Source organism: Gluconacetobacter johannae (assembly GCF_014174305.1).
In the GTDB taxonomy this organism is placed as follows: domain Bacteria; phylum Pseudomonadota; class Alphaproteobacteria; order Acetobacterales; family Acetobacteraceae; genus Gluconacetobacter; species Gluconacetobacter johannae.
In genome coordinates, this window is the sequence record NZ_JABEQH010000005.1 from 1 (window position 1) to 16,136 (window position 16,136).

Sequence of the window (16,136 nt, forward strand, 5' to 3'; positions counted from 1 at the left end):
GCCATGTCGCGGGCCAGCCGCCCGGCGGCCTCGCGCGCGGACTGCGCCTCGGCCCGTGCCCGCGCAAGGTCGGCGGCGGCCTGCCGCAGGGTTTCGTCCGGGGCGAACAGGGCCTGCCGGGCGTCGGCGGCCCGGGCGTCGGCGGCCTGCATCGCCCGCAACGCCCGGTCGTGCGCCGCCGCGACATCGGCATCCGGCTCCACCCCGGCTGTGTCCGGCCCCTGCGCCAGCGCCGCCGCCTGACGGGCGATTCGCTCGTCCAGCGCCGTTACGTTCCGCCGCGCCTCGGCCAGCGCGGCCGCCACGTCCTGCGTCCCCGGCAGCAGATGGGCCAGAACGGACCGGGCGGCGTTCAGCGCCAGGTCTGCCTGGCGACGCTGGGCCAGGGCGGTTTCGGCTGCGTCCGGATCGGCGCATCCGGCCTGGTCCAGCATCCGGCGCAGCGCGTCCTCGGCCGCGGCCAGTTCGGCGCGCAGGCGCGCGCGATCGCCGCTGGCCGGTTCGATCCGGATGGTGCCGACGCCGTCGATATGCAGGGTGGCGCTGTCGGTCAGATCGACCGGGCCGGAGTGCAGCACCCGGCCATCCAGGACCAGCCGGCCCTCGCCCCCGTCCTCCAGCGTCACGTTCAGCACGGTGGCCTGGGCGCGGCTGGCCGCCCGGGCGGCCTGGACCGCGCGCTCGGCCTGGCGGATCGCCGACATGCGGGCACCATCCATGGTGCAGGCGGCCAGGCGCAGCCCGGCGCGCGCCACCTCGGCCTCGGCCTGCTCCAGCCGGTCCAGGCGGGTGGCTTCGTCGAGGCGTTCGCGCTGCAGCCGCGCCAGGGCGAGATGGGCCTCCACCCGGTCCAGCGCCCGCCGCGCCGTCGCCCGCGCGCGTTCGGTGGCCTCGACGGCCTGCTGGCGGGCGGCGTGGGCGGCCTGCGCCGCCGCATGCCGCGCCTCGGCCAGGTCCAGGGCCTCGGCCAGGTCGGTCAGGCGCGCGGTTTCGCCGTCCAGTTCGGCCTGCCACGCGGCGCGGCGGGCGATGTCCTGCCCGGCGGCCTCGACCCTGGCGGCGGCGTGCGCCTGCGCGGCGCAGGCGGCGCGGTACAGGGCGTCATACTCGCGCAGCCGGTCGCGCAGCCGCCGGGCCTCGGCCAGTACGGCATGTTCCTTCTCGCGCCGGTCGGCATTGTCCTCGTGCGCCAGTCGCCGGCGGCACTCGGCCATCGCCGCCAGATCGTCCTCCAGCATGCGGCGCCGGGCGTCGAGGCGCGCGATCTCGTCCGCCGCCTCGGCCTCGCCCTCGATCGCCGCGCGATAGCGCCCCTTCGGGTTGCCGCGCCCGTCCTGCAGGATCGCCAGATCGGCCCGCACCCGGGCCAGGATCCGCTCGGCCTCGGCGCCGCCGGTCATCGCGCCCAGGTCGGCCTCCAGGCAGGTGCGTACCGTGGTCCGCGCCGGGTCGGACAATTCGGGCTGGGCCAGGCTCTGCCCCTGGCCGACCCATAGCGCGGCCATGATCCCCAGCGCCTCGGTCCCGCGCTTGCCCGGTTCCAGCCCGATCAGGCGCTGGAGATGCGCCTCGGCCTCCTCGCCCTCCAGCACCCGGCCGCCTTCGGTGAGGCGGGCGGCGGGGCGGGAGACGAAGCGTTTCTCGATCCGGTACTCCGTGCCGTCGATCGTGAAATCCGCCGCGATGCGGGGGGACGCGCTCTGGCCGTAGGGCTGCAACGACCGCACGGCCTCGCTTTTGGAGCCGTGCTGAAGCATGAAGACCGCGCGCAGGGCGGCCAGCAGGGTCGATTTTCCGAACTCGTTCGGGGCCGCCAGCAGGTTCAGCCCCGGCCCCAGCCCGCTCAGCCGCACCGGGTCGCCGAAGCGCCGGACCTGCTCGACCTCCAGCCCGCGCAGCATCATGCCCCGCCCCCCACATTCAGGTCGCGGGCCAGCAGATGCAGGCGCTGCAAGGCGGCGGTCGCGACGTCGCGCGCGTCGGCGTCGCCGCCGCCCGCCTGCGCCATAAGCGATTCGGCCGCCGCCCGCACGGCGCCCGCCATCCCGAACCCGTCCAGGTCGTCGGGCGAGGTCGCCAGGTCGGGCGCGCCGTCGATGCGGAGCAGCCGCAGGGCGGACCCCAGCCCGGCCACCACCAGGGCCTGGTACAGTTCCAGGTCGGCCAGCGTCAGCGCCCCGCTGACGGCCAGCCGGACCAGCACGCGGCTGGGGTCGTCGCGGTCGATGCCCCGCAACCGCGCCTCCAGCCCGCGCACATCCTCGGCCGAGGTCAGGATGGCCTGGTCGCGCGCCCAGCGGAACCGCCCGGTCTGGTGAACGGTGACGACCGGCTCGGCGCGCGGCCCGTCCAGCGCCACCAGCAGGGCCTGCCCGCCGCCCGCGCCGCCCAGGTCGAAGCCGTCGATCTCGGGCGTGCCGGAATACCAGGTCCGGGCGTCGATCCGCAGCGCGCCATGCCAGTCGCCCAGGGCCAGGTAGCCCAGGTCCGCCGTGCGCGCCCGGTCGATGGCGATCAGGTTGCGCGCCGCCGCCTCGTCGTTGCCGAAGGTCCGGACCGAACCGTGGGCCAGCCCGACCCGGATCGCGCCCTCGGGCGTGGGGGCGGCGTCCATCGCGGCGGTGGGGTCGCCGATGACGTGGCGGCGTCCCAGCCCGGCGGGCACCACCCAGGCGTCGCCCGCCGCATCCAGCGGGGCCGGTTCGGGGGTCAGGTGCGCCACCACATTGTCCGGCAGCCCCATCCGCAGCAGCCTGTCCCACAGGCCGTCGGGTTCGTGAAAATCATGATTGCCCGGAATCAGGTGCCAGCGCAGGTCGGGAAACTGCCGCATTCGTTCGATCGGCTGGCGCAGCGTCCGTTCCGCCGGACGCAGATGGTCGTAGACGTCGCCTGCCACCAGCACGGCCGAAGCCCCCTGCGCGCGGGCCAGGCGGCCGATCCGGCCGATGGATTCCAGCCGTTCGTGCTGCAGGACCGGCAGGACCTCGTCGTCGGCGAAGCGGAACATCTTGCCGATCTGCCAGTCGGACGTGTGAATCAGGCGCATTCCGCCTTATCGCCCGAACCGGCCCTGGCGGCCAGAGGAAGGATGTCACCGGAACACCTTGCCGATGCCCCATTTCCGACACCAGGTGGCGCGACACACGATGTCGCCGCCCGGCATCCCCGCCGCGGCATGGAATACAGGACGATGATGGCGCCCGTGACCAAGACCACCCAGCCTGCCGTTACCCCCCGCGCGCCGGAGCGGCGCATCCGCCTGCTTCCGGCGATGTCCGAGGCCGTCCGCGCCATCCATGCCCGCCATCGGCAGGGCCTGCGGTCCCTGGCCCGGACCGATCGGGCAGGGGGGCGCGTCATGCGGGCGGCGCATGGCTGAGGGCGCGTCGGCGAGCGGTCTCCGGCGGCGGGACATCTTATCCACTGATATAAAAACGTTTTTTTGACTTCCCGAAACGGCGGGTCCTGTGCGGACATGGTTTGTCGCAGGGCCGATACACACGTCGTCCGGGCCGCTGCCATAGTCTCGATCGTGTGATCCGTGACGACATCGGGAGGACAAGCGGAAATGGGGGAAAGCGCACGGGGGGCTGCGAGCGGCGTCCTGCGCTGGGTCTGGTTTCCCGATCTTCCGAAGGACTGGTTCCCGCCCGGATGGTTCGCGTTCTGCATGCGGACGTGGGCGTCGGTGGTCCTCGCCCTTTCCGTCGCCTTCTGGTTGCAGATCGAGGCCCCGGCCTCGGCCGGGGTCACGGTGATGATCCTGGCCCAGCCCCTGCGCGGACAGGTCCTGTCGAAGGCGCTGTACCGGATGGGCGGGACGCTGGTGGGGGCGACGGTGGCCATCGCCCTGGTCGCGGCGTTCGGCCAGGACCGGGTCATGATGCTGGGGGGCGCCGCGCTGTGGCTTGGCCTGTGCGTCGTCGTGGGCACCCTGATGCGGGATTTCCGGGCCTATGGCGCGCTGCTGGCCGGCTATACCGTCGCCATCGTCGGCGTCAGCTGCATCGACCGGCCCGAATCGGTCTTCACCGTCGCGATCTTCCGCGTCTCCGCCATCATGGTGGGGATCGCGTCGGTGGCTGTCGTGAACGATGTGTTCGGCTCGCCCTCGGCCTGGCAGGCCTTGGCGGTGGGCTTGCGCCGGTCGGCGGACAAGGTGCGGCGGATGACCCGCGACGCCGTGGCCGGGCACGGCATTCCCGATGACGGAGCCTGCACCGCGCTGGCCGGCGGGATCATGTCCCTGACCAGCCAGGTGTCGTTCGCCCGTACCGAACTGCCGGACAGCGCCCTGCGTACGGGGGGCGCGCGATCGGCGATGGTGGCGCTGCTGGACATGATGTCGTGCGGGCGCGCCATCGGCGGCATCCTGCGCGAGGGCGAGGTGCGGGCCTCGGTGCTGGCGCGGGTGCGCGCGCGGTACGGCGACGGCACGCCGTTCGCTTCGGCGGCCGAGGCCAGGGCCGCCCTGATCGACCTGCTGGCGCACGACGCCGACGCGCCGCCCCTGACTCCGCCCGAAGCCTACCTGATCGAACGGACCCTGGCCCTGCTGTCTTACGGACGCTGGGTCGAGGATGGCATCCGCACGCTGGAGGACGGGCGCGCCGCCCCCCGCCCGGCGCAGGACGTGCGGATCATCCGGCACCAGGACCCGGTCCTGGCGCTGCTGAACGGATTGCGGATCCTGACCGGGTTTTCCGTCGCGGCCGCGATCTGCATCCTGTCGGACCTGCCGGCCTCGTCCGCCGCCCTGGTGCAGGTCGCGATCGTGCTGACGCTGTCGATCACGACCTTCAACACCCAGGCCTTCGGCTTCGGCGCGCTGATCGGCGTGCCGCTGGCCACGGCGTGCGCGCTGGTGCTGAATTATCATGTGCTGCCGCTGGGGACGGGGATGGTGTTCCTGGCGATGACGATCGCCCCGATCATCTTCGTGACCTGCCTGCTGCTGATCCATCCCCGGAGCTTTGCGATCGGCTTCAATTTCGGCGTCTTCTTCTTCGTCATGCTGGGGCTGGACAACATCCATAATTACGACCCGGTCCAGTTCATCGACCGCAACGTCTTCTATATGCTGTCGGCGGTGATCGTATTCGTCTCGCTGGTCCTGCTGCTGCCGCCCTCGGCGCGGCGGCGGCGGTTCCGCGTGGCGATGGCGGTGGCGCTGTCGCTGCGGCGGCAGTTCGCCGGACGGGGCGAGGTTGCCGGCCCGGCGCTGATAAGCCGGCAGTACGACCGGCTGATCCAGGCCCGGACCTGGACCGGCTACCTGCCCGACACCCTGGCGGCGCGGCGCGTCTTCGGCCGCATCGTGGCGCTGGGGGACCTGATCGGCGCCCTGGCCCGGGCCCGCCGCCATCTGCGGCGCGCCACGACCATCGACGCGGTCGCCGACACGGCGCGCCAGGCGCTGGACGCGCTGGCGGTCCATGACGTGCCGGCAACGGTCGAGCAGGCATTACGGCACGCCACGTCGCTGCTGGCGCAAAGCGACGCCCTGCATCCGGCGGACCGGGAAACCGTGATCGGCGCGGTATCGGGCCTGTTCGGCGCGTCACGCCTGCTGGAACGCAACGCGCGGGCGCTGCGGCATTACGGCCTGCTGCCCCCCGGCGAAGGAGGCTGACGTGGTGCAGGTCATTGATATCGATGGGGTCCTGATCTCGGCCTTCGTGGCCAACGGCGCGCTGGCGCTGCTGACCCTGATCCTGCTGCGGCCGCTGCTGGGCCGCGTCGGCCTCCAGCGGCTGGTCTGGAACATGCCGCTGGCTGAATTCGGCATCCTGATCTGCCTTCTGGGCATCTATACGCTGTTGCTGTGAAAGGCCCACCGGTGTTCGAACGCGCCCGTCACGTCATACGGATCATGACGACCCTGATTATCCTGGGCATCGCCGCCGTCGTGGCGCTGGCGCTGTGGGATTATTACACCGCCGCCCCCTGGACGCGGAACGGACAGGTCCGTGTCCAGGTCGCCAACATCGCGCCGCGCGTATCGGGGCAGATCGTCACCGTCCAGGTCGCCGACAACCAGTACGTGCACAAGGGCGATGTCCTGTACAGCATCGACCCGTTCGATTTCCGCGTGGCCGTGGCCTCGGCCACCGCGCGGGTCAACGAACGCCAGGCCGACCTGACCTTGCGCCTGTCGCAGCACCAGCGCCGGCAGCAACTGTCCTCGGCCTCGGCCTCGACCGAGGAAAAGCAGCAGTTCGAAGCGATCGCCGAGCAGGCCAAGGCCCAGTACGCCGACGCGCTGGCCGCCCTGTCCCAGGCCCGGATCAACCTCGACCGCACGCAGATCCGCAGCACCGTCAACGGCTACGTCTCCAACCTGACCATGCGCGTGGGCGATTTCGCGACCGCCGGCACCCCGAACGTCCAGGTGATCGACGCGGAATCCTACTGGATCGACGGGTATTTCGAGGAAACGAAGATGCACGCGATCCATCGCGGCGACCTGGTCCGCATGGATCTGATGGGCTATTCGGCCCCGCTCTGGGGCCATGTCGACAGCATCACGCGCGGCATCTCGTCGACCAATGCCGAACGCTCGACCCAGGGCCTGCCGTCCGTCAATCCGGTCTATACCTGGGTGCGGCTGGCGCAGCGCATCCCGGTGCGCGTGCAGATCGACGTCCTGCCCGCCGGGATCGTGCTGGCGGCGGGCATGACCTCCACCGTGTCGATCGTCGGCCCCGACGGCCACCGGCCGCACCTGACGATGCGCGAGGCCGTGGCCCGCATCCGCCGGAACGTCAGGTCGGAGGCGCCGCCCAACGTCGCGCCGGCCCCCGCCGCCCCGGACCGGGGCGGGGACCGGTAAGGCGCCGCCTCACGCGGACCGGCCGTGCGGCGTGCCCGCTTTCAAAACCGGCCGAACCCTCGTACGCTCGGGCCAACATCCCGGAGGACGACATCCGCATGACCCGCTTTCATCCCCGCACGTCCGCCCGTCCTGCCGGCATGGTGCTGGTCGCCGTGACCGTGCTGGCCCTGGGCGGCGCGTTCGTCCCCGCCACGGCCGCCCCCGCCAGCCCGTTCACCGGCCACTGGGCGGCCATGGGCCTGTCGCCGGTCATCGTGGATGCCCCCGACGGCCGGGGGCTGGTGCATATGACCCTGCCGGACGAACTGCATGTCGTGGCGCGTCATGATATCGTGCTGACCCGCAAGGACCCCGCCACCCTGCAATCGCGCGACAGCGACCCGCTGGTGACGTTTCACCTGGTGTCCGCCAACAGCGCCGACCTGAAGATCAAGGGCCAGAAACCCGGACAGGTCCTGGATCTGCCGCTGAGCCGCGACGATTGAGGCCCGCCGATGACAGCCTGAGGCCGACAAAAATCACTGGCGGGGCGTGGGCAGATCGGCCAGCAGGCCGCGCACCCGGACGCGGATATCGTCGGCCTGCGGCATCTGCAGCGCGTCGCGCAGGCGCATCATCTGCCGCCGCGCGTCGTATAGCTGGTCCAGCAGCGACAGCACCAGGGGCATGCCCTCGTCGCTGACGCCGAGGTCGGAGCGCAGCTCGACGATCAGCCGCGCGCGGGCCTCGTCGATGTCCTGGAAGGCGTAGTCGCCGGGTGCGCCTTCGGGCCGCAGCCAGTCGCTGTCGATCCAGCGTTCGATGTCGGCGACCGTCACGTTGCCCAGACGGACGCACAATGTGTCGATTGTCATCATGATGCCGCCTCCTTGGCCGCCGCGTCGGGGGGCGTCCAGGATTTCAGGAATGTCTCCAGCGCCTCGTCCGTGGGGCCGATCACGATTTTCAGGGTGACGTAGAGGTTGCCGGCCTCATGCTTGCCATGGGCCTTTACGCCCCGGCCGCGCAGGCGCATGACCCGCCCGCTGTCCGAATGGGCGGGCACGTTCATCGAGACCGGGCCGCCCGGCGTCGGCACCGTGACCGGCCCGCCCAGCACGGCGGTCTTCAGCCCGACGGGCAGGGTCAGGCGGATATCGTTGCCGTCGCGGGTGTAGTCCGGGTCCGGCGTGATGCCGATGGTAATCAGGGCGTCGCCCGCCGGGCCGCCCTGATGGCCCTCGCCACCCTTGCCGCGCAGGCGCAGCACCTGCCCGTCCTCGATTCCCGGCGGGATCTTCACGTCCAGGGTGGCGCCCCCCGGCAGGGTGATGCGCGATGTGCCCCCGTTCACCGCGTCGGCGAAGCTGACGGCCAGGGTGTAGCTGCGGTCCTCGCCCCGCGCCGGCCCCTGCGGGCGGCGGCGGAAGCCCCGCTGCTGGCCGAACATGCTGCTGAAGACGTCGCCCAGGTCGTCCTCGGAAAAATGGCCGGCGGAATAGCGGAAGCCCTGTGCGCCTTCCGCATGGTCGCGATAGCCGCCGCCACCGGGCGCCCAGCCGCGTTCCTGCCCGGTGGCGTCGATCTCGCCCCGGTCGAAGCGCGCCCGCTGTTCGGGATCGGACAGCAGGGTATGGGCGCTGCTGATGGCCTTGAACTTCTCCTCGGCCACCTTGTCGCCGGGATTCAGGTCCGGATGATGGGTCTTGGCCAGCTTGCGGTAGGCCTTGCGGATCTCGTCCTGGCTGGCCGTGCGCGACAGGCCCAGGATCTCGTACGGATCATTGCTCACGATTGTGGGTCTTCTCTCCGGCTTGAAGCGAAATCGAGCGTGTCGAGCAGGTTCAGCAGAACCGCGACCGCGACATCCGCGTCGATCCCGTCCCGCCGCGCCTCGGCCATCAGGGCCACAAGGCGGGGACGAAAATACTCCTCCACCGCTGCCATCCTGTCTTCACCTTGCTCATGACGTTCCGCGCCCCGCATGGACGCCCGCCTTGTTGAAATAATGGGGAGCCACCGGCAGGCGGTCAATGCGACCATTCGCCCGACCGTAACGGGTCGGGGCGGACCGTGACGGGAGGAAATCGAATATCTGCCCCGTGGCGACCCGCATTTACACATCCGCCCGCCTCGCCTAACGGGGCGGGCCGCCATCCGGATGCGGACATGACGCGGGAATACAGACATGCATGCCGTTTTCATGACGCTGGCCCTGCTGGCGGTGACGGGGTTCAGCAGCCTCATCTCGAAAATCGGGCGGGTGCCTGTCCCGCTGCCGCTGGTGCAGATCGCGATCGGGTCGGCGGCGGCGTTGGCCGGCCTGCGGATCGGGTTCGATCCGGACATGTTCCTGCTGCTGTTCATTCCGCCGCTGCTGTTCGCCGACGCCTATCGCATGCCGATGCGCGAATTCGGCGAACTGCGTAACATCATCGTCATGCTGGCGTTGGGCCTGGTCGTGTTCACCACGGTCGGCTGCGGCTATTTCGTCCACTGGCTGATTCCGCCGATCACCCTGCCGGCGGCCTTCGCGCTGGCCGCCGTGATGTCGCCCACCGACTCGGTGTCGGTCGGCGGCATGCTGGAAGGCGGGCGGGCGCCGGCGCGCGTCGTCCACATCCTGCATGGCGAGGCGCTGCTGAACGACGCCTCGGGCCTGGTCTGCTTCAAATTCGCCGTGACCGCCGCGATGACCGGGCTGTTTTCGTTCCAGCAGGCGCTGGGCAGTTTCCTCGTCATGTCGCTGGGGGGCGTCGCCATCGGTGTCGCCATCGCCTGGGCGGCGTCGCGGGCCGAGCATCATCTGCTGTTGCGCGGCTATGACGACCCGCCGACCCATATCACGCTGGCGATGATGCTGCCGTTCGGAATCTATGTGATCGCCGACGCCGCCGGCTGTTCGGGCATCCTGGCCGCCGTGGCCGGGGGCATGACCGTCAAGCTGACCGGCGTGATGAACGAGGCCCGGACCGAAACCCGCCTGAAGTCCACCACCGTGTGGGACATGCTGAACTTCACCTTCAACGCGGTGATCTTCCTGCTGCTGGGCCTGCAACTGCCCGACCTGGTGTCCGGCGGGGTGCGCCTGGCGCGCGAGGGCGGGGTGTCGCCCTGGTGGCTGCTGCTGGCCGTCGTGGCGATCCAGGTGGCCATGAGCGCGATGCGCTTCGCCTGGATCTGGATTTCGGTCACCGCCCGGGTGCTGATCGCGCGTCTGCGCCACCGCAACACCGTCATTCCGTCCTGGCGTAGCGTGCTGGTCATGACGGTGGCGGGCACGCGCGGGGCGATCACCCTGGCCGCCATACTGTCGCTGCCGGTCGCCTCCGAGGCCGGGTCGGCCTTTCCGGGGCGCGACCTGCTGGTGACCCTGGCGGCAGGGGTGATCGTCTGTTCGCTGCTGCTGGCCAGCATCGCGATGCCGGGGTTGCTGGCCGGGCTGACCCCGGGGGAAAACGACCCGTCCCTGCGTGAACTGGACGAGATGCGTGTTGAACTGGCGCATGCGGCGATCCAGGTCATGCATGACGAGCAGGAGCGCCTGCTGGCCCACGGCGCCCCCCTGGACCAGATTGGCGAGCTGCGGCAGGAGGCGATTTCGCGCCTGCTGCACGAGTACCAGGACACGCTGCGCCGCCTGGACGATACCCAGGCGGCCGAGGCCGACATCCGCGCCGCCGCGATCCGCGAAAAGCGGACCGAACTGGCGCTGCGCCTGCACGTCATCCGTCACATGCGCGAACTGCTGCATCGCCGGGTGATGGAGAAGCACATCAATGACGAAACCGAGTGGACGATCACCCAGGAACTTGATTTCATGGAACATGAACTCCGCATCGAGGCCAAGGCCCTGCCGCCGGCCGCCCCGCACGATTTTCCGGCCCCGGCCCCCAGACACACGGATTTCCAGGAAACGCTGTCATGACGCTCCAGACCGCCACGACCCGGCTGACCGGCCTGCTGATGCTGGCCTGGGTGTCGATGGCGATGGCCTGTCCGGCCTCGGCCCACCGGCATCACCCCCATGAACATACGGTGTACGGCACCATCAAGGGCTACAGCACCGTCATCGACCCGCACGGGTCGCAATATCAGTCCGACGATGCCTTCTGCCAGACCGACGCGACGATGGCCGCGACGCCGACCGACGCCGCCACCTCAACCGGCGGCAGCCAGCGCGCGCGCATGAAACAGGCCTATGCCGCCTGCATGCAAAGCCGCGGCGCCTGGCAGCGCGGCGACGCCGTCGTCAGCCCTCCGCCATCGTAATCAGCATCTTCATCGCCTGATGCCGGGCCGCCTGGCCGAACACATCGTAGGCGTCCATGATGGTGTCCAGCGTGAAGCGGTGGGTGATGAGCCGTGCCGGGTCCAGCCGGCCGGACAGCACGCTTTTCATCAGCATCGGCGTCGTCACCGTATCCACCAGCCGGGTGGTGATCGTGATGTTGCGCGACCACAGCGTTTCCAGGTGCAGATCCACCTTGCATCCATGGACGCCGACATTGGCGATCGTGCCCCCCGGACCCACGATGTCCTCGCAGAGCTGGAACGTGGCCGGGATGCCCACGGCCTCGATCGCCGTATCGACGCCCCGCCCGCCGGTCAGGGCCATCACCTGGGCCGCCGCGTCGCCCGCGCCGCTGTCGATGACGTGTGTCGCCCCGAACCGCCGCGCGACCTCCAGCCGGTGCGGGTCGAGGTCGATCATGATGATCTCGGCCGGGGAATAAAGCTGCGCCGTCAGCAGCGCGGCCATGCCGATCGGCCCCGAGCCCACGATCGCGACCGTGCCCCCCGGCGCGACCTTGCCGTTCAGCACGCCGCATTCGAAGCCGGTCGGCAGGATGTCGCTGAGCATGACCAGCGCATCTTCGTCCGCGCCGGCGGGAATGGGATAGAGGCTGGTTTCGGCATGCGGGATGCGGACGAATTCGGCCTGCGTCCCGTCGATCGCGTTCCCCAGGATCCACCCGCCGGTCTCGCAATGCGACGGCATGCCCCGCCGGCAATAGTCGCAGCGGGCGCAGGCGGTGATGCACGAGATCAGGACCCGGTCCCCGGCCCGGAAGGCCGTGACGGCCGCCCCGACCGCCTCGATCACCCCCACCCCCTCATGCCCCAGGATCCGGCCCGGCGCGCAGGTCGGCACATCCCCCTTGAGGATGTGCAGGTCCGTCCCGCACAGGGTCGTCCTGACCATCCGGACAATCGCATCCCCCGGCTGGAGGATCTGCGGCTTCGGCCGCTCCTCCAGCCCCTTGTCGCCAGGCCCGCGATAGACAAGCGCCTTCATCCCTTTGTCTCCTGCCCTGAAGGGGCGGCATCCGGCAGGGAGGCCGGTCTTGCCCCGTTTGCGGCGTGAGGGTAGCCGCCCGGCGGGGCTTGCGCGACCGGAGTAACGCGACCTTGATACGTTCCCCCGCTTCCGTGCGGCGTCGGCCATCCACGGCGCGTGCACGCCTGCTCTTTCATCGAGACAAAACGCGGAAAGGCCAGCTCCGACCGTCAGTCGGGACGCGCCACCACCGACTTCAGTCCGAAAACCTTTGCGAAACAGACATTGCGAAAATTGTCCGGATCCTCCGTAATGCCTTCAAAGAAACGATCCTTGCGCGCATAGAAAAGCCGATGTTCGACCAGCACGAAGGGCAGAATCACGTCCGCCCGCGGACCTGACCTCAACACCGGATCACGCGTCCAGCCCCGACTGATGTCGGCTAGGCGCCCGAGATGCGGAATCACGATCAGAGCATGCAGAACGCACAATCCGGCGAGCGTGGCGGGTCCCCGCCACGCGCCGCGAGGTGTCACCGGCCGCCGAATGAACAAGGCCGTCCAGTAGCAGACCAGAAAGACGCTTGCCGGAAAGGAGAGGCGCGCGGCCAGCGCGCTTCTCGGCACGCCCAGCAGGAGCATCATGTAGAACAATGCGGCAGGAATGAATATCCACCCCTTTCCGGCCGCCAGCGCGCGCCATCGCCAGCGGGAGCCGTAGGCCATGGCGACGGCGGCGGCGGCAAGCAGCCACCAGGCATCGAAGATGCTGCCAAGATTGCCGACCACGCCAATCAGCCTGTCGAGCGGCGGACTGGGCGACATCGTATCGGCTCGGGCAAAATTTCCGGGGGCCGCCAGCAGCACGGTCGTTCCGGCGGCATGGGCCGCCAGCAGGCCCCACGGCACGGGCTTTTGGACATGCCGGCAGCGAAGGCACCAGAGCAGGAGCACCCCGGAGACAAAGAGCGAAATGCTTTCGAGGAAAGTGGCGATGACGAAACCGCCTGCCATCGCTGCGAAACCGTGCGGCGGCCGGCGTTCGACCAGTAGCCGAAGAACCCATAATTCCCCGGTGATGGCCCACAAATAGCCAATCGCGCCGGTCTTCCATAAGGCGACTTCACCGAAATCGCGCGGCAGCCACCATAACAGGAGCGCGACGAAGAGGATCTCGGTCGGGCTCGCGGCACGCGGGCGGGATGGGGATGCCCGGTCGGCGGCATGGCTGGATAAGGACAGGACATTCAAGACCAGGGCCAGGAAGACGCCGGCATTGACGATGTCGAACGGCAGCATCGACCAGAACCAGCCGACCTGCATCGTCCAATAGGTCAGGACCGTAACAAAGAAACGCCCTGTCCAGGAAAAATAATCCCGCCACGCATAGGAAAAGGCGGAGAGAAAATCAATTTTCGTGATGCGACAATAATCATCCCCCCAGAACGGGGTGACGATGTTCTCCCATAGGGAAAAAAGATAGACCAGGGTCAGAACGACCGATCTTCTGTATCGAAATATCGTGTCCAATAATCGAGACTTGAGTGACTGTTTCAAAAATCTCAAAAAACACCTGAATAATCAATTCAGGGTAGGGGCTTACCTTGTGAGGGCGGTGAATTCAAGGTTGTTAAATATGCGGGATTCCCCGCCGCGCCATGGCGGGGGATTCGCGACCGGCGTAACGCGACCTTGATAAATTCCCCCGCTTCCTTGCGGCGTCAGCCGTCCATGATCGAAACGGCGGTGGCGAAGCTTGGCGCAAGGGGAAGAAGCGGCGTCAACGTCGCCTGCCATGCATGATACAGGTCGGCCTTGCCCCGATACACCACGGCCGAGGGGTGATTATGCCGGTCGAGTTCCTGAATCCAGCCGCCCTGTCTTCGGTCGATCATGCAAAGGTCGATGTAATCCCAGATCTTCCGGTACCATTTTTCATATTCGGCATGTCCCGTGCGCTTCAGCAGCGCGGCGGCGGATGTCATGGCTTCGGCCTGGCACCAGTGGGGACGATTATGCACGACAGGTTCCAGGTCCCAGCCCACGGTGTAGAGCAGGCCGGGTTCGCCGTCACGCGCCCATCCGGCGTCGATGCCGCTGCGGAAAAGACCGATGGCGTCCTCCAGCAGCCATGGGGGCGCCGAACCGCGCTCGCGCAGCAGGGCGGCCTCCAGCTTGAGCAGCAGGTGCGACCATTCGACGAAATGCCCGGGCGTCATTCCATAGGGGCGCAGGTCGTCGGTCGGCTTGTCGCGATGAAAATCCTTCAGAAGAGTCCAGTTACGATCGTAATGTTCCGGAACGGTGTATCCGGCGTCGCGGGCGAGGGTATGGATGATCCGCGCGACGATTCTCAGCGCCCGCCGACGCCATTGCGGCTGTCCGGTGACGTCCGCGACCGCCATGCAGGCTTCCACCGAATGCATGTTCGCATTGGCGCCGCGATAATCTTCCTCATCCGACCAGTCCGCGGCGAAGCTTTCGCGGAAAACGCCTTCATCCTCGCTCCAGAAATGGCGGTCCCAGACCGCAAGCGCGTCGTCCAGCAGGTCCTGCGCGCCCTGTATGCCCTGCACGACCGCCGAGGACGCCGCAAGGGCCACGAAGGCATGCAGGTACGCCTGCTTGCGACTGCCCTCCGGCCCTTGTGCCGCCTGGGCGACGCCTTCGAACCATCCGCCATGTGCATGATCGCGCAACGGCCCCCGAAGGCTGGCGACGCCATGCGCGGCCAGCGGGGCGCATCCGGGAAGGCCGCGTCCGGCGGCCACCGCGTAGACATGGGTCATCCGTGCCGTCAGGATGCTGTCCGCGTCGGACCCCGACATCAGCCGGCCGTCAGTGCCGAGTGCCGCGAAACCCGCGTCGACCCGCGCGGGCTTGGAAAAATCCAGCAGCCGCTGGCCCTGATGGTCCAGCCAGCGGCGATGGGGCGCCGAACGCAGCCAGCTTGACGCCGGCAGCATCAGCGAGGGCAGCGCCTCAGCCATTGACGATCATGCCGCCGTTGACATGCACGGTCTGGCCCGTGACGTAGGATGCGTCATCCGATGCCAGATAGACATAGGCCGGCCCCATTTCACTGGGCTGCCCAACCCGGCCGAGCGGCGTGTCCTTGCCCAGGTCGGCCACGGCCTGCGGATCGACCGGCCCCCAGCTGGCGGGTTGCAGCGGGGTCCAGATCGGGCCGGGGGCCACGGCGTTGACGCGAATGTTCCGCTCGGCAAGCTGCAACGCCAGGGCGCGCGTGAAGCCCAGCTCGGCCGCCTTGGTGGTGGAATAGGCGACAAGGGCCTTGTTGCCGGCAAACGCGTTGATCGACGATGTGTTGATGATGGCGCCGCCCTTGCCCAGATGCGGCAGCGCCGCGCGCGCGATATAGAAATATCCGTTGATATTCACGTCCATGTGACGCTGCCATGTGGCGTCGTCGATATCGGTCAGGTCCTCGCTGACATACTGGACGCCGGCATTGTTCACCACGACATCGAGGCCGCCAAATGCCTCGACGGTACGGGCGACGGCCGTGTCGCAGATTTCGCTTTTGGAAACGTCGCCCTGAATTGCAAGAGCTTTCGCGCCTTCGGCCTCGACCAGGCGAACGGTCTCCTGCGCGTCTTCCGTTTCTTCCAGATAAAGGATGGCGACATCGGCACCCTCTCGGGCGAAATGCAATGCGACCGCGCGACCGATGCCGCTGTCGCCGCCTGTAATCAGCGCGCGACGTCCCTTCAGCTTGCCGCTGCCGCGATAATCGGCGCGGATATGCTCCGCCTGCGGTTGAAGCAGACGCTCGACGCCCGGCTGATGGTCCTGGCTCTGGGGCGGAATGCTCTGGGCCATAAGGGGGGTCTCCTGCATGACTGACCATGACGGGCAGGCAACGGTTGCCCTGTGCTCACCGCCACGTCCGCGTGAAGGAACGCCAGTGGATATGAACTGTTGCCTAAACTCTGGTTCAGGTTGCTGCCGGACGGGAGTGTCCCGTGCATTCGCCCAGCATTGGACGCCCCGCGTTAAGAAATCCTGACTGGCGGGC

General features: G+C 68.7%; 16 protein-coding genes. 7 read left to right on the forward strand and 9 right to left on the reverse strand.

Going from position 1 to position 16,136, the window contains the following annotated elements:
- Both HLH21_RS04385 and HLH21_RS04390 read right to left on the reverse strand, forming a co-directional pair.
- Positions 1-1,904 (reverse strand): ATP-binding protein (locus HLH21_RS04385; protein ID WP_182941714.1); only part of this gene is annotated, 1,904 nt, incomplete at its 3' end.
- On the reverse strand, positions 1,901-3,049 hold the full coding sequence (locus HLH21_RS04390) for a metallophosphoesterase family protein (protein WP_182941716.1): 1,149 nt from the start codon (positions 3,047-3,049) through the stop codon (positions 1,901-1,903). The genes HLH21_RS04390 and HLH21_RS04385, both read right to left, overlap by 4 nt.
- A 144-nt stretch (positions 3,050-3,193) precedes the next feature.
- Here HLH21_RS04390 and HLH21_RS04395 point away from each other — a divergent pair, with 144 nt between their 5' ends.
- The 5 genes from HLH21_RS04395 to HLH21_RS04415 all read left to right on the forward strand — a co-directional run bounded on the left by HLH21_RS04395 (position 3,194) and on the right by HLH21_RS04415 (position 7,323).
- Positions 3,194-3,382: a hypothetical protein gene (locus tag HLH21_RS04395; RefSeq protein WP_182941718.1), complete on the forward strand. Its 189-nt coding sequence runs from the start codon at positions 3,194-3,196 to the stop codon at positions 3,380-3,382.
- A 189-nt stretch (positions 3,383-3,571) separates the two neighbouring features.
- Positions 3,572-5,635 (forward strand): FUSC family protein, encoded by a 2,064-nt coding sequence (locus HLH21_RS04400; RefSeq protein WP_182941720.1) that lies wholly within the window; start codon positions 3,572-3,574, stop codon positions 5,633-5,635.
- Between the two features lies 1 nt (position 5,636).
- On the forward strand, positions 5,637-5,831 hold the full coding sequence (locus HLH21_RS04405) for a DUF1656 domain-containing protein (protein WP_182941722.1): 195 nt from the start codon (positions 5,637-5,639) through the stop codon (positions 5,829-5,831).
- 11 nt (positions 5,832-5,842) lie between these two features.
- The gene (locus HLH21_RS04410; protein WP_182941724.1) at positions 5,843-6,835 is read left to right on the forward strand and encodes an efflux RND transporter periplasmic adaptor subunit; all 993 of its coding nucleotides are present in this window, start codon (positions 5,843-5,845) and stop codon (positions 6,833-6,835) included.
- A 98-nt stretch (positions 6,836-6,933) separates the two neighbouring features.
- The gene (locus HLH21_RS04415) at positions 6,934-7,323 is read left to right on the forward strand and encodes a hypothetical protein (protein WP_182941726.1); all 390 of its coding nucleotides are present in this window, start codon (positions 6,934-6,936) and stop codon (positions 7,321-7,323) included.
- Between the two features lie 33 nt (positions 7,324-7,356).
- Here the strand turns inward: HLH21_RS04415 and HLH21_RS04420 are convergent, their stop codons facing one another.
- From HLH21_RS04420 to HLH21_RS04430, 3 genes are read right to left on the reverse strand one after another with little or no spacing between them, the layout of a single operon-like run.
- On the reverse strand, positions 7,357-7,695 hold the full coding sequence (locus HLH21_RS04420; RefSeq protein WP_182941728.1) for a chaperone modulator CbpM: 339 nt from the start codon (positions 7,693-7,695) through the stop codon (positions 7,357-7,359).
- Positions 7,692-8,609 (reverse strand): DnaJ C-terminal domain-containing protein, encoded by a 918-nt coding sequence (locus HLH21_RS04425; protein WP_182941729.1) that lies wholly within the window; start codon positions 8,607-8,609, stop codon positions 7,692-7,694. Before HLH21_RS04425 ends, HLH21_RS04420 begins: the two co-directional genes overlap by 4 nt.
- The gene (locus HLH21_RS04430; RefSeq protein WP_182942033.1) at positions 8,606-8,803 is read right to left on the reverse strand and encodes a hypothetical protein; all 198 of its coding nucleotides are present in this window, start codon (positions 8,801-8,803) and stop codon (positions 8,606-8,608) included. The genes HLH21_RS04425 and HLH21_RS04430 overlap by 4 nt, the downstream gene beginning before the upstream one ends.
- A gap of 202 nt (positions 8,804-9,005) precedes the next feature.
- Here HLH21_RS04430 and HLH21_RS04435 point away from each other — a divergent pair, with 202 nt between their 5' ends.
- Positions 9,006-10,745, forward strand: a complete 1,740-nt coding sequence (locus HLH21_RS04435) for a Na+/H+ antiporter (protein ID WP_182941731.1) — start codon at positions 9,006-9,008, stop codon at positions 10,743-10,745.
- Positions 10,742-11,089: a hypothetical protein gene (locus tag HLH21_RS04440; protein ID WP_182941733.1), complete on the forward strand. Its 348-nt coding sequence runs from the start codon at positions 10,742-10,744 to the stop codon at positions 11,087-11,089. Before HLH21_RS04435 ends, HLH21_RS04440 begins: the two co-directional genes overlap by 4 nt.
- On the opposite strand, the gene HLH21_RS04445 is transcribed toward HLH21_RS04440, so the two are convergent.
- The 4 genes from HLH21_RS04445 to HLH21_RS04460 all read right to left on the reverse strand — a co-directional run bounded on the left by HLH21_RS04445 (position 11,070) and on the right by HLH21_RS04460 (position 15,940).
- Positions 11,070-12,116, reverse strand: coding sequence for a zinc-dependent alcohol dehydrogenase family protein (locus HLH21_RS04445; RefSeq protein ID WP_182941735.1), 1,047 nt, complete (start codon positions 12,114-12,116; stop codon positions 11,070-11,072). The genes HLH21_RS04440 and HLH21_RS04445 overlap by 20 nt on opposite strands.
- Positions 12,117-12,328: 212 nt before the next feature.
- A complete protein-coding gene (locus tag HLH21_RS04450) occupies positions 12,329-13,654 on the reverse strand; it encodes a DUF6056 family protein (protein ID WP_182941737.1) in 1,326 nt (441 codons plus the stop codon).
- A gap of 164 nt (positions 13,655-13,818) precedes the next feature.
- Entirely contained in the window at positions 13,819-15,087 is a 1,269-nt protein-coding gene (locus HLH21_RS04455) for an AGE family epimerase/isomerase (protein ID WP_182941739.1), read from the reverse strand.
- Positions 15,080-15,940, reverse strand: a complete 861-nt coding sequence (locus HLH21_RS04460) for a glucose 1-dehydrogenase (RefSeq protein ID WP_182941741.1) — start codon at positions 15,938-15,940, stop codon at positions 15,080-15,082. Before HLH21_RS04460 ends, HLH21_RS04455 begins: the two co-directional genes overlap by 8 nt.
- Positions 15,941-16,136 lie beyond the last annotated feature (196 nt).

Bases quoted from the DNA above. Each gene is read 5' to 3' on its own strand.
- HLH21_RS04390 (WP_182941716.1), bottom strand. From the start codon at position 3,049: ATGCGCCTGATTCACACGTCCGACTGGCAGATCGGCAAGATGTTCCGC.
- HLH21_RS04395 (WP_182941718.1), top strand. From the start codon at position 3,194: ATGATGGCGCCCGTGACCAAGACCACCCAGCCTGCCGTTACCCCCCGC.
- HLH21_RS04400 (WP_182941720.1), top strand. From the start codon at position 3,572: ATGGGGGAAAGCGCACGGGGGGCTGCGAGCGGCGTCCTGCGCTGGGTC.
- HLH21_RS04415 (WP_182941726.1), top strand. From the start codon at position 6,934: ATGACCCGCTTTCATCCCCGCACGTCCGCCCGTCCTGCCGGCATGGTG.
- HLH21_RS04420 (WP_182941728.1), bottom strand. From the start codon at position 7,695: ATGATGACAATCGACACATTGTGCGTCCGTCTGGGCAACGTGACGGTC.
- HLH21_RS04430 (WP_182942033.1), bottom strand. From the start codon at position 8,803: ATGCGGGGCGCGGAACGTCATGAGCAAGGTGAAGACAGGATGGCAGCG.
- HLH21_RS04435 (WP_182941731.1), top strand. From the start codon at position 9,006: ATGCATGCCGTTTTCATGACGCTGGCCCTGCTGGCGGTGACGGGGTTC.
- HLH21_RS04440 (WP_182941733.1), top strand. From the start codon at position 10,742: ATGACGCTCCAGACCGCCACGACCCGGCTGACCGGCCTGCTGATGCTG.
- HLH21_RS04445 (WP_182941735.1), bottom strand. From the start codon at position 12,116: ATGAAGGCGCTTGTCTATCGCGGGCCTGGCGACAAGGGGCTGGAGGAG.
- HLH21_RS04455 (WP_182941739.1), bottom strand. From the start codon at position 15,087: ATGGCTGAGGCGCTGCCCTCGCTGATGCTGCCGGCGTCAAGCTGGCTG.
- HLH21_RS04460 (WP_182941741.1), bottom strand. From the start codon at position 15,940: ATGGCCCAGAGCATTCCGCCCCAGAGCCAGGACCATCAGCCGGGCGTC.